Source organism: Maribacter stanieri, from assembly GCF_900112245.1.
GTDB classification, from domain to species: Bacteria; Bacteroidota; Bacteroidia; order Flavobacteriales; family Flavobacteriaceae; genus Maribacter; species Maribacter stanieri.
In genome coordinates this window covers 830,259-844,036 of record NZ_FOYX01000001.1, presented here as the reverse complement: position 1 = coordinate 844,036, position 13,778 = coordinate 830,259, and the positions used below count along the sequence as shown (strand labels likewise).

The following is a 13,778-nucleotide window of genomic DNA, read 5'->3' as shown; positions in this document are numbered from 1 at the left end:
GGTTTAAAATACAATCAAATAAAAGTGATATATAAAAATACTTATTGGTATCATATTTTATATGTGTATTTTATTTTTTTCAACTCAATTTTATTGATGAATGTTAGTGAATCAATATTCAACAACAATTAAAATATAATGAAGAGTATATTTAGAATTAAATTAAATACAATTTTGTATAGCTTAGAAATTGTATTCAGTAGAAACAACAAAGACCTTATCATCTGAGATGATAAGGTCTTTGTGTAATCGTTGAGTTAGTTAATAGTCGCGCTATACCAGGAGTTCTTGATTAACCCGCATAATCCACATTTTATCATTATAAGCATCATTCAGCTTAGAGTAATATGAGATTAACGCATTGGTCCAAGAGTCGTGCTTCTTTAGATATACGTATCTGTAATTGTTCTTGGGGTTGATAAAATAACTAGCGCTTAAACCGAATGAATTTAATAGCGCTACAAATTTCTTAGCATTGTTTGGGTTTGCAAATACATTGGCAATTAAGTAATAACCAGATCCAGCTCCGTCAATAACTATATTCTTAGAATCAGTATCTGTAGAGGCAACATTATCCCGAACTATGACATTTGAGGTAAGCACATCAGCATCATATTTAGATTTCTTTTCTTTAATCTTGTTTACATTACTTGCATATGCTTCATTAGTGTATTTGTTGTCTACATTCATAATCCACATGGCACCATCATATCTACCATTTAGATTAGAATTATGTGCGGCAACAGCATCTTCAAAGGTTTCAAAACGGTCCAAATACACATACTTTAAACCAGTATTAGGGTTATCAATATAATCAGCATTAATACCCTTCTCATTAAGGTCATTAATAAAGTTATTCATATACTGACCACCTTTGTACACATTTGCAACTACATAATACCCATCGTTAACATCAGGTAAATCTTTAAATCTTCTACTTTTAACAGCATCTTGCGCAACCTCTCTTGTTGTTTTTGCAACAGGTTTAGCGGTATTTCGAGGTCTATTTGCAACTACGGCATCTTTTGGCTGAACTTGTTCATTAAACCTGTTATCAACTGAAGTATTATCATCTGAACTAGACTCGACAACTTCTTGTCTTTCTGCAACAGGGTCTTTTCTTTCGCTTGTTAGTATTGCTACCCTATCTTTTTGCGTTTGACTAGCTGCTTGATTATTTGTAACTGCCTCACCTGAATTACTCGGGTTATAGTTAGAGGCAATTTCGGTATTGCTATTCTCATCAAGAAAAAGCTCTTTTGCTTTATTCTCAAGATCTGGTCTTTCACCGTTGGTTTCATTTCTAACCATACGCATTACCATGGCAAAACGTCTTTCTAAATCAGATTGGCGAATAGCCTCTAATGAATCTTGACGGAACATTAACTCCTCAATAATGGCATCGTTTTCTGCCAATTTCATCTTCAATTCTTCAATCTCCTCATTAGTAGCAATATTCTCTGGCTCTTCATCATTCTGTACCAAATCATCTTCATATTCATCTTCTAACATAACCCTATCCTCAGTAAGATTTGGCGAGAATGAGTATGCAAATGATATTTCATGTGTAACTCCAAAATTATCGAAGTTATTAGACAATCCTTTTTCCATGGTATAGCCTAAAGAAATCCTTTGGTTTAAGTTAAAACCAACACCGGCAGCTGCACCATAAAAGCTATCGTAACCACCTTGAATCCATCCTAATTTTGGTAGATCAAGAATTAAACTACCGCCTAAGGTTACATCTTCTTCACCTACTTTTCTAACTCTTGCCAAAGGCATCAACCTACCCTCTTCAAAAATTCCTGTTTGATTTTCAAACTGATGGGTATATTGTAGGTGACCTGAATATGTTTTGTCTTTAAACTCCGTTACCGATTCACTTGTTTTTAAGTTATAATCGAAAAGGTTTTCTGCGAACATACCAACATCAAACTTACCATAAGAAAGGTTGAAACCTGGCTGAAACGATAACAAGTTCTGATCTTGCAATCCAGATAAAAAAGGATCTTCCTCTACTGTTGAAGCCCTACCATTATCAAAGCCACTTTGGTAATACGATACATTTGCACCGAACGTAAAATTACTCTTATCGTTCAGTTTAATACCATAGGCATAATTTGCCAGTACACCAAAGTTACTAAGTATACCTTCCCTTTGTGAGTACAAGCTTAATCCAAGTCCTGTTTTGTCACTAATACGACCACTATAGCTTAAGAAATAGTTCTGATTGTTATCATCAAATTGTACCGATTGGTTTCGGTGTAACAAGTTAATATAAGATTTGTCTTCCCTAACCGTTGAAAACGTTGGGTTGATTAAAAATCGGTTATACTTCAATAGATTCTGGGCAGGAACGTCGTATGATACAAACGGATTCTCCTCTTGCCCGCTAACCTTCATGATAGCTAACACAAATAACAATAGATATAAAACACTTTTCTTTAGCATGGTGAGCTTAACGTATTACTGTGATCGTACCTTGTTTAAGTACTTCACTGGCATTTCTAATTTTATAGTAGAATACCATATTTTGTTTAGTGAATGCAGTAGTAGACTGCGGCCAATTATTTTTATAATCAAATTCGTTTACGATCTCTTGACCTTGTTCGTTGTAAATAATAACATTTACATCGGCCTTATTAGAGTAAGAGTTTGGAATAACCCATTGGTCATTAATACCATCTCCATTAACTGTTATTACATTAGGTACTTTAAATGTATCTAAGTAAGATACTTCTACCTGTCTAACAATCTCACAGTTATCTATAGATGCTATCAAGGTATACGTACCTGCATCTGTAAAAGTTACGCTGTCAGAATTGCTTAATTCAGCGGCATTTGCATCTAACCATCTATAAGCAGTACCTCCACTTGCAGTTACTGTTTTAGTAGTGCCTTCTGGCATTACAACTTCAGTACCTGGGTCAAGGGTTATAAGATTCTCATCTAACGGTGTAACTACAATCTCATTAGAGATCAAAGAACAGCCATCCTTATCCATTGTCAGTCTATAGGTACCTGCTGTAGAAACCGTCAAAACAGCATCAGTTGTATTAATTGAAATACCATCTAATTGCCATTCGTAAGTAGATGAACTTAAATTGCTGGTGGTGCTAAGTGAAATAGTTTCTCCGCCACTACAAAAAACAGTTCCAGAACTGGTAATAGAAATAGTTTCGTTAGTTAAAAGCTGTATTGATAACGAGTTAGAATCTATATCAAAACTATCAATGGTCGCATTTAATTCATAGTCCCCATTTTCTAAGTTCGATGCTAAACTAATAACGTTATTTGTGGCACCATTTACAATTGCACCATCTTTACTCCATTGATAGGTAAACCCATCAACTAAAGCACTTGTAACATCTGTTTTTGTACCATCTGTTGCAACAGCATTAATTTGCTCAACACCTAAAGTTGTAGTTGTAGATTCACAAGAAGTATACGCATCAGTATAATTTATAGTCATCTCAAAAGAAGCAGGAGATACTACAGTAGTAGTTTCCGAATTTTTTGAAGAGATAGCACATGCACCACCTGTTTGGGTTACCTCGGCGTAATATTCACCGTCTTGAGATATCGTTATTGAATTACTTGTTTCTCCGCTTATTTCAACATTGTTTCTAAACCACTTATAGCTTGGAGTGTTCGCAGTTGTGCTAACACTTAACAATTGAGTTTGTGTAGGTAATAAAACCGTATTAATTTCATTTTCTACTGTAACAGTATATAGTTCTGCATTGTTCATAGAAACTACTGCTGATCTTTCATTACAGATACCAGTACCAGATATTTCAACTGCATAATCTCCTTCAAAACCTGCATTTGCAGCATTTACTGTATAAGTTGTTCCAGTCGCTCCTAAAATTGCAGCGTCATCTTTAAACCATTGGTAGCTCCATGAAGCATTGGTTTGATCTATACTTAAAATTTCGGTGTCCGTACTACACAAAGAAGTCTTGCTTGGTGCGGTAACGGCAATACCAGTTCCAGACCCTCCAATAGTTACATCAACTATATTTGAATCTGTATTACCAGAACCAGTACAACGCGGTCCATAATTAATATATACATTGTACATACCAGATTGGGTTACATTCAAAGTATGTCCGGTTTCCGACGTTAATTCTGTCCCACTTCGAAACCAGATATATTGATAGGTTTCAGGGTTTGCTATATTATCAACTTGTAAAGTAATCGGTCCTGTACTACAAACAGTACCTGGGGGAACTCCGTCACCTTTTTCACTAATATTAAGATTAGAAGTTACATCCATGTAATACATATTGTATGCAGGAGATTCACTACCGATCTTTACCGGGTCAGTACTTCTAACCCTCATCTTATACCCTTCACCACGTGTATCTGTAGGTATGGCAAAACTGGTATCAAAATCCTTTACGGCATTTTGATCGGTAATAGTTTGCAATGTTTGTGCATTGGCAAAACTACCGCTGGCGTCAGATAATTCGAGAATAAACTCGTTACCTGCGTTCGCAGTTCCAATCCATGTAACATTTACATAGTATTCGTTAAAACCACCATTACCTGCGCAAACGGCAGACCATGGTGTACTTCCTGACAGATTTGGATTGTCTGCAGGTTCTGGAGCATTAATTACTATTGCTTGCGCAGATAATTGAAAAGCGCAGAAAAGCATGGATAGTGCTGTAATTACGGTAAGTTTGTTCAAAGTTCTCATAGGTATTTGTAGTTATGGGGGCCACTACGGTTGAAAAGTTGGTTAATAAATTATTTCACTATACCATCATTTCATAGACAAATATGTTATTTAATACGACGAAGTGAAATTTTATGTTGTCGGAAGGAAGATTTATGTTGTGAAACTCATTTTATGTAAGGTGTATCCAATTTAAACCTATCCTTTAAGCCATTTTTGCTACTTTTGTAGCTTGAAATATAATGACATGAGCGAGACATCAAAGTCTTTGAATTTTATTGAACAAATTGTTGAAGAGGACTTGGTAAATGGTTATACCAAAGACGAATTACGTTTTCGTTTTCCTCCAGAACCTAATGGTTATTTACATATTGGGCATGCAAGCTCTATTTGTTTAAACTTTGGTTTAGGTCTAAGGTATAATGCACCTGTAAATCTGAGATTTGATGATACAAACCCTGCAAAAGAAGAGCAAGAATTTGTAGATGCTATCAAAAAAGATGTAGAATGGTTAGGTTTCAAGTGGGATACCGAACGGTATGCGTCTGATTACTTTCAGCAACTATATGATTGGGCGGTAGAATTGGTTAAACAAGGAAAGGCATATGTGGACAATCAATCTTCTGAAGAAATGGCTGCCCAAAAAGGAACTCCTACTGAACCGGGTACAGATAGTCCAAATAGAAATAGATCTATAGAAGAAAATTTAGAGCTGTTTGAAAAGATGAAAAACGGAGAGTTTAAAGAAGGAACTCACGTATTAAGAGCTAAGATAGATATGACCTCATCTAACATGTTGATGAGAGACCCTATCATGTACCGTATATTACATAAAGCGCACCACAGAACAAATACCGATTGGTGTATTTATCCGATGTATGATTGGACACATGGTGAAAGTGATTATATAGAGCAAGTATCACATTCTTTCTGTACGCTAGAATTTGCAATGCACCGTGAGTTATATAATTGGTTTTTAGATCAAGTATATGATGAAACTAAAGTAAGGCCTAAGCAACGAGAGTTTGCTCGTCGTAACTTAAGCCATACCGTAGTAAGTAAGCGGAAGTTGGCACAATTGGTTGAAAAGGGAGTAGTAAATGGTTGGGATGACCCAAGAATGCCAACAATATCAGGATTACGTAGAAGAGGATATACACCGGAATCTATTCGCAATTTTGTAGATACTATTGGTATTGCGAAAAGAGATAACCTTATTGATGTTTCTTTACTTGAATTCAATGTTAGGGAACATTTAAATAAAACAACCCATAGGGTAATGGGAGTTCTGAACCCACTTAAGGTGGTAATTACAAATTACCCTGAAGGTGAAACGGAATGGTTAGTTGCAGAAAATTCTCCAGAAGATGAAAATGCAGGTTCTAGAGAAGTTCCATTTTCTAGAGAAATATATATTGAACAGGAAGATTTTAGAGAAGCTGCCAATAAAAAATTCTTCCGTTTAAAATTGGGCAATGAAGTTCGCTTAAAAAACGGTTACATTATTAAAGCTGAAAGCTGTACAAAAGATACCGAAGGGAATATAACTGAAGTACAGTGTACTTACGACCCAAAAAGTAAAAGTGGAAGCGGTACAGAAGAAAGTTTGCGTAAAGTTAAGGGAACATTACACTGGATATCTATTGAGCATGCTGTTAAAGCGGAAGTTAGATTATATGACCGCCTGTTTACAGATGAAAGTCCAGACACACATAAAGACAAGGATTTCTTAGATTTTATTAATCCGGATTCATTAACTGTAATTAACGGATATGTAGAACCTGCATTAAAAAATGCACAACCTGGAGATACTTTTCAGTTTCAACGAATAGGTTATTTCTGTGTTGATCCAGATACCACTGCAGATAATTTAGTTTTTAATAGAACTGTTGGTTTAAGAGATTCTTGGGCTAAAGTTCAAGAGAAAAAATAGTATTAGTTATACCTATTACTACTATTCTATAGTATTGAATATTCTTATAAGAAGAGGCTCGAAGACGTAATGTCTACGAGCCTCTTTCAATTTACAAACCCATTGGTATCATAAAGGTTGTGAAATGCTTAAATAGCTTCTTAAAATGAATTTTTAAAGCTATATCTTTCTTTGTCCTAATTTTTAAAATGCATAAAAAAACCCAAGAACATTTGTTCTCGGGTTTTCCTAAAAATAATCAAACCTAAAATGAGCTATTCTTTAAGTTTAGGTTTATTTGTTTTTTTCATTGTTTCACCAATCATATTACTAGCGGTAAAACTAGCAACCATATTATTAAGCATATCACTACCTGCTTGAGGCGAATTCGGTAATAATATTAAATTGGTGTTAGTAGCTTCCCCTATGCTCTGTAATGTATCATAATGTTGTGTTACCACAATTAATGCAGAAGCTTCTTGAGAATTAATACCAACTTTATTCAATACCTCTACAGACTCTTCTAGACCACGAGCTATTTCTCTTCTTTGATCTGCAATACCCTGACCTTGTAATCTTTTGCTTTCAGCCTCAGCTTTTGCTTTCTCTACAATTAAAATACGTGCAGCATCACCTTCAAACTGCGCAGCAGTTTTTTGACGCTCAGAAGCATTAATACGGTTCATGGCTTCTTTTACTTGTGCATCTGGATCAATATCGGTAACCAAGGTTTTAATAATATCAAATCCATAATCTAACATTGCTTGTTGCAATTCTGATTTTACAGCTATGGCAATATCATCTTTTTTAACAAAAACATCATCCAATTTCATTTTAGGTACTTCAGCCCTAACCACATCAAATACATAAGAAGTAATTTGTTCATGTGGATATTCTAACTGGTAATATGCTTCATAAACTTTTTCCTTAATCACCACATATTGTACTGATACTTTAAGTTTCACAAAAACATCATCTAAGGTTTTAGTTTCTATAATAACATCTAATTGTTGAATTTTTAAACCAATACGTGCGGCAATTCGTTGCACAAAAGGAATTTTAAATTGAATACCAGATTGTCTTACACTAGTAAATTTTCCGAATGTTTCAATTAATACCGCTGTTTGCTGTTTTACAATAAATACACCCGATAGAATAGTGGCAATCACTAAAAACGCAATCGGAATCCAAATAAATGAGCCCATAATTATTTCTTTTAAGGTTAATATTGAAAGATACTAAATGCCTTCATAGTATTAGTAGCATTTATTTCATATTTGTTACAGAATAGCGCCTAGAAATACATAATCTTCAATCTACTTTGTGATTACGATAGGTTTTCAAACTATATCAATGAACTTCTGACTTTCATAACTTAGGTTTAGATTGATTAATTTAGAGCTAATCAAAACACACAAACTATGCTTGTCTCTATAAATCCGAAGTTACCGATGCGAAACAAAAGTGCTACCATAGATTATTATGTTAATTCACTCGGGTTTAAAAAAGTAGGCACAATAGATTATCCTGAGTATTTGATGGTAGAAAAGGATGACATCGAAATACATTTCTTTTTGTTCGAAGCTCTAAATCCAAAAGAGAACTACGGACAGGTCTATATCCGCACCAACGATATAGAAACCTTATACCAATCGTTATTAAATATCAATGTAGCTATACACCCTAATGGAAAACTAGAGCTTAAACCTTGGAAACAAAAGGAGTTTGCTCTATTAGACCCCGATAGTAACTTACTGACATTTGGAGAATCATTGAACAAATGATAGATATTAAAAAGAAAAAGGCAGCTAATTATAGCTGTCTTTTTAATATTTATAAAGTGAATATATTTAGATATCAAAACGATCTAAATTCATAACCTTGGTCCAAGTTCTTGCGAAGTCACGAACAAATTTCTGTTTTGCATCTTCCGTACCATATACTTCTGCCAATGCTCGTAATTCAGAATTAGAACCAAATATTAAATCTGCTCTAGTCCCTTTCCATTTCACATGACCAGTTTTACGGTCACTACCTTCAAACACAGTATCGTTGTCAGAAGCAGCCTTCCACGTAGTTCCCATATCTAATAAATTGATAAAGAAATCATTTGTAAGCAATCCTGGTTTATCAGTAAATACTCCGTAATCAGAACCATCATAATTGGCGCCAAGTACACGAAGACCACCAACAAGAACAGTCATTTCTGGTGCAGTTAAAGTTAATAGGTTTGCTCTATCAATTAATAACTCTTCTGCTTGAACAGATAGTTTTTGTTTTGTATAATTTCTAAATCCGTCTGCCATAGGTTCAAGCGCATCAAAAGATTCAATATCAGTACTCTCCTGAGTTGCATCTGTACGACCAGCGTTAAAAGCAACTTTGGTATCAAAACCAGCCAACTTTGCGGCATTTTCGACAGCAGCTGAACCAGCAAGAACAACTAAATCGGCAAAAGACACCTTTTTGTTACCAGATTGATTATCATTAAATTCTTTCTGAATTCTTTCTAAAGTAGCGGTAACCTTAGCCAACTGTGTAGGGTTGTTAACTTTCCAACCTTTTTGAGGAGCTAAACGCACACGACCACCATTAGCACCACCACGCTTATCTGACCCTCTAAAAGTGGATGCAGAAGCCCATGCAGTAGAAACTATTTCTGCCGTAGAAAGTCCTGAAGCTAAAATTAATGTCTTTAAATTTTCAATATCGGCATCATCAATCAAATCAAAATCAACGGCAGGTACTGGATCTTGCCATATCTGCACTTCTTTTGGTACTTCTGGTCCTAAATAACGATTAGTAGGTCCCATGTCACGGTGAGTTAGTTTATACCAAGCTCTTGCATAGGCATCTTTAAACTCGTCTGGATTCTCTAAAAAGTTTCTTGAAATTTTTTCATATTCAGGATCTAAACGTAGCGACATATCGGTAACCAACATAAATGGTTGATGTGTCTTACCTGGTATATGAGCATCTGGCATTTCACCAGCACCGGCATCGCCAACTGGCTTATATTGCCAAGCTCCAGCCGGACTCTTAGTTAATTCCCACTCAAAACCAAATAAGTTTTCAAAGAAATAATGACTCCATTTTGTAGGTGTTTGTGACCATGCGCCTTCTATACCACTTGTTATAGTATCTGCACCAGACCCAGTACCATAAGTACTCTTCCAACCTAAACCTTGTTCTGTAATATCTGCAGCAGCTGGCTCAGAACCTACATACTTTTCTGGATCTGCAGCACCGTGTGTTTTTCCGAATGTATGTCCACCTGCAATAAGCGCAACGGTTTCATAATCATCCATTGCCATTCTTTTGAATGTCTGTCTAATATAATGAGCGGCTTCTAATGGATCAGGATTTGCATTATGCCCTTCTGGATTTACATAAATTAAGCCCATATGTGCAGCACCTAGAGGGTTTTCTAACTCATTGCCATCTTCATCATAACGTTGTTTGTTTCCTAACCACTCTGTTTCAGATCCCCAATAAATATCCTCTTCTGGTTGCCATATATCTTCACGACCACCGGCAAATCCGAACATTGGCAATCCCATACTTTCATGAGCAACATTACCAGTAAGTATCAATAAATCTGCCCAAGAAATTTTCTTGCCATATTTCTGCTTAATAGGCCATAATAATAAACGGGCCTTATCTAGATTGGCGTTATCTGGCCAACTATTTAATGGGGCAAAACGTTGGTTACCTGCGCTCGCACCACCTCTACCATCAGATATACGGTACGTTCCAGCACTGTGCCAAGCCATTCGTATAAAGAATGGTCCATAATGACCATAATCTGCAGGCCACCAATCTTGACTATTCGTCATTAAATCTGTCAAATCTTGTTTAACGGCGGCTAAATCTAGAGATTTAAACTCTTCAGCATAATTAAAATCATCATCCATTGGATCTGCCATTTTAGAATGCAATCTTAAAATATTAAGATTCAACATATTTGGCCACCAATCTTTGTTAGTTGTTCCACCACCAGCTGCCTGATGCATTTCACCATTTAAAAATGGACAATTTGCTGCAGCGGGATCATTTACATCCCAAGCTTCACCTTTTCCGTTAGTACTACTCATGATTATATAAATTTTAAGTTGTTTTTACTTCTCAATAGTAAAATTATAAATATTTTACTTATCAATATTTCGTTTTAAATAGATAAAATCTATTGTATAATATTTAATTGTTTTGCATCACGCCAATTCGATTATCAAACTGACTTAATTATTACCGTAAATATTAGAATATCATAAAGATAATCACTTATAGCCTGTTTATAACACTAGCTATCTCATAATTAATAATTTAGTAAGACAAACTAACATTCAAACCTCATGAAATCATTTGATAAAAGTATATTATCAAAATTCACAAAAATAAAAGTGGCATTTATACATCTGATATTATCACCCTTATTCCTAATTCTTTCCTTCATACAGCAATCGAATGCTCAAGCAGTTCCTAATCCAACCGAGGTAATAGGCTTTGAAATAGGTTCGGATTTTAATTTAGCAACTTACGATCAGTCAATTAATTATTTTGAAAAACTAGCTGCCACAAGTGATATGGTAGAGATGAGATATGCCGGAAAAACATCTGAAGGACGGGAATGGCAATATGTATTAATCTCTACACCAGAAAATCTACAAAAGATAGATCACTATAAATCTATTTCACAGCAATTAGCGCATCCTGAAAACTTAACAAGAGAGATGGCAAAAGCATTGGCAAAAGAAGGAAAAGCAATTGTGGATATTAGTGGTGGTCTACACGCCTCAGAAGTTGCCGGAGCACAACACATTATAACTTTGGCCTATGAATTGGTAAATAAAGCCAAAACAGAAAAGTACCAGACCATTTTTGAAGATGTAATACTTATTCTATGGCCCTCTTTAAACCCTGATGGACAAGATATCATTGCCAATTGGTATTTAGGAAATGTGGGTACCCCTTATGAAACTGCGCCTACACCGTGGTTATATCAAAAATATGTAGGTCACGATAATAATCGTGATGCCTATATGCTAAATCAGCTTGAATCTCGTGTTGTTGGTAGCACTTGGCGTGAGTGGGAACCAAGTATTATTCATGTACATCATCAATCTTCCCCATTTCCTACTAGAATTTGGCTGCCACCTTTTGCAGAACCAGTTGCTCCCCAAACTCCGCCATTAATGGCCAGAGAAGTAAATATGATTGGTATGGCTATGGCACAAGAATTAGAAACGGAAGGCTTGCCAGGCGCTGTACATATGGGTAAAGGTTTTGATGCTTGGTACCCTGGTTATATTGATTACATGCCAATGATGCAGAACATACCATCGTTCTGGACAGAAACATCCCTTTATAAATTTGCAACTCCGCACTTTTATACCATTAAGGATTTTCCGAAAGAACGAGCAGATTTACGTATTGAATCTCTGTACTCTAGCCCATGGAAAGGTGGGTGGTGGCGTCTAGGAGATGCTGTTCAATATATGCAAACAGCATCTATAGCCGTTCTAGATTATGCCGCAAAATATAAAGAAACCCTACTTTTCAACAAGTATCAGGCAGGCGTAACCACAATTGAAAAATATAAGCAAGAACCACCTTATGCCTATTTTATAAAACAAAAACAACGCGATCCCGTACGCCCGGTAGAATTCTTGAAAAGACTAGCTTTTAACGGAATTAAAATTTCTCAATTAGATTCTGAAACATTTTTCGAAGGGAATACCTATCCGAAAGGGACATGGGTTATACCTATGGCTCAGGAATTTGGAGAGTTGGCAAGACAACTAATAGACATTCAAGAATATCCAGATTTAAGGGAATCACCAGACGGTCCTTTAGAACGACCCTATGATGCTGCGGGTTGGACATTACCATATCAAATGGAAGTAGATGTTGTTGCAGCCATGTCTCCTTTACCAGAATCAATATCTTCATCTTTAATTCCGGTTAAGGGAATAGCATTAGAGGAAAACACAGATACCAGTATAGATTTAAGTAAAGCAGATTTTATAGGCGGAGCGGGTTTTGACACTAATGAAGTAGCTGCAGGAATAGTGCCGTTACCCGGAACTTTAAAGGGTAGTGGTGGTACCATGGTTATTGACCCAAAAGAGAACAATTCATTTCGAATTATTGGCGATGCAATGAACCAAAATCTAGCTATTGGTTTTAATCCAAAACAACAAACGTATGCTATAAGTAATGCATCAAGATCACAAATGCAAAAGTGGGTGAAAGATTATGCCGTAAATGCTAGACTTACATCAACCAAACCTAAAACTAATGTGCACTCTAGAATAGCAGTTTATGATCCGTGGACGGCTAGTATGGATATGGGCTGGACAAGGTGGCTCTTAGATAATTTTAATATACCATATGTTATAATTAGAAATGCAGATATTAATAACGGAAATCTAAATGACAGGTTTGACGTTGTTTTAATGGCTTCGGAAAGACCGGGAATCATTGAAGATGGCTTTCAAAAAGGTATGGCTCCACCACAGTATGCAGGAGGATTAAAAGGATTGGGCGTTAGAAACATTGACTCGTTTGTAAGTGCCGGCGGAACATTAGTTTGCCTAAATAAAAGCACAAATTTTGCAATAAATGAACTTCACTTACCAATAGAAAACAATGTACAAGAATTAACAAAAAGTCAATTTTTCACGGGTGGTTCAATACTAGAAGTGACCAATAATAATCAACATCCTATTATGGCGGGTATGCCAGAAAAATCTGGTGTATTTGTTTTTGGTAGTCCCGTTTTTAAAACACTTGATGGTTTTGATGGCGAAATACTATCAAAATATCAAGAAAAAGGTTCGCCTTTACTATCTGGTTATTTGGTAGGTGAAGAATACATGAATGACAAAGCTGCGGCTGTAGATGTTCGCTATAAAGATGGACATGTTATTCTTTTTGGATTTCAGCCCCAATGGCGAGGACAATCTATGGGAACCTATAGAGCTTTATTCAACGCTTTGTTATACACAAATTCTATCGCAAAAAACCATGAATCTTTAAAAGAGTGGAATTCTACCGAAGAACCAATAACTAAAGAAAACCCAGAACTTTCAAACGAAAATTCCAATTAAAATAGACTAAATCAATTGGTCTTAAAGAGCTGTAAAATGTTAAACATTATATTTTAACAATTCCTTCTAATAT

At 35.7% G+C, this 13,778-nt stretch carries 7 protein-coding genes; 3 read left to right on the top strand and 4 right to left on the bottom strand.

Annotation, left to right across the window (positions count from 1 at the left end; all coding sequences use genetic code 11):
* Positions 1-273 precede the first annotated feature (273 nt).
* Both BM296_RS03725 and BM296_RS03720 read right to left on the bottom strand, forming a co-directional pair.
* Positions 274-2,451 (bottom strand): PorP/SprF family type IX secretion system membrane protein, encoded by a 2,178-nt coding sequence (locus BM296_RS03725; protein ID WP_091901547.1) that lies wholly within the window; start codon positions 2,449-2,451, stop codon positions 274-276.
* 7 nt (positions 2,452-2,458) lie between these two features.
* Positions 2,459-4,705, bottom strand: coding sequence for a T9SS type B sorting domain-containing protein (locus BM296_RS03720; RefSeq protein ID WP_091901545.1), 2,247 nt, complete (start codon positions 4,703-4,705; stop codon positions 2,459-2,461).
* A 226-nt stretch (positions 4,706-4,931) separates the two neighbouring features.
* Between BM296_RS03720 and BM296_RS03715 the strand changes: the two genes are divergently transcribed.
* Positions 4,932-6,617 (top strand): glutamine--tRNA ligase/YqeY domain fusion protein, encoded by a 1,686-nt coding sequence (locus BM296_RS03715; RefSeq protein ID WP_091901543.1) that lies wholly within the window; start codon positions 4,932-4,934, stop codon positions 6,615-6,617.
* A 254-nt stretch (positions 6,618-6,871) separates the two neighbouring features.
* Here BM296_RS03715 and BM296_RS03710 read toward each other — a convergent pair whose 3' ends face one another.
* Complete coding sequence (locus tag BM296_RS03710; protein WP_073241412.1) at positions 6,872-7,801, bottom strand: SPFH domain-containing protein; 930 nt, start codon at positions 7,799-7,801, stop codon at positions 6,872-6,874.
* 216 nt (positions 7,802-8,017) lie between these two features.
* Between BM296_RS03710 and BM296_RS03705 the strand changes: the two genes are divergently transcribed.
* Complete coding sequence (locus BM296_RS03705) at positions 8,018-8,380, top strand: bleomycin resistance protein (RefSeq protein WP_091901541.1); 363 nt, start codon at positions 8,018-8,020, stop codon at positions 8,378-8,380.
* A gap of 66 nt (positions 8,381-8,446) precedes the next feature.
* Here the strand turns inward: BM296_RS03705 and katG are convergent, their stop codons facing one another.
* The gene (gene katG, locus BM296_RS03700) at positions 8,447-10,690 is read right to left on the bottom strand and encodes a catalase/peroxidase HPI (protein WP_091901539.1); all 2,244 of its coding nucleotides are present in this window, start codon (positions 10,688-10,690) and stop codon (positions 8,447-8,449) included.
* 258 nt (positions 10,691-10,948) lie between these two features.
* Here katG and BM296_RS03695 point away from each other — a divergent pair, with 258 nt between their 5' ends.
* On the top strand, positions 10,949-13,705 hold the full coding sequence (locus BM296_RS03695; RefSeq protein ID WP_091901537.1) for a M14 family metallopeptidase: 2,757 nt from the start codon (positions 10,949-10,951) through the stop codon (positions 13,703-13,705).
* Positions 13,706-13,778 lie beyond the last annotated feature (73 nt).

What these genes read in the sequence shown, in the direction of transcription:
- BM296_RS03725 (WP_091901547.1), bottom strand. Translation starts at nt 2,451, where the DNA reads ATGCTAAAGAAAAGTGTTTTATATCTATTGTTATTTGTGTTAGCTATC.
- BM296_RS03720 (WP_091901545.1), bottom strand. Translation starts at nt 4,705, where the DNA reads ATGAGAACTTTGAACAAACTTACCGTAATTACAGCACTATCCATGCTT.
- BM296_RS03715 (WP_091901543.1), top strand. Translation starts at nt 4,932, where the DNA reads ATGAGCGAGACATCAAAGTCTTTGAATTTTATTGAACAAATTGTTGAA.
- BM296_RS03710 (WP_073241412.1), bottom strand. Translation starts at nt 7,801, where the DNA reads ATGGGCTCATTTATTTGGATTCCGATTGCGTTTTTAGTGATTGCCACT.
- BM296_RS03705 (WP_091901541.1), top strand. Translation starts at nt 8,018, where the DNA reads ATGCTTGTCTCTATAAATCCGAAGTTACCGATGCGAAACAAAAGTGCT.
- katG (WP_091901539.1), bottom strand. Translation starts at nt 10,690, where the DNA reads ATGAGTAGTACTAACGGAAAAGGTGAAGCTTGGGATGTAAATGATCCC.
- BM296_RS03695 (WP_091901537.1), top strand. Translation starts at nt 10,949, where the DNA reads ATGAAATCATTTGATAAAAGTATATTATCAAAATTCACAAAAATAAAA.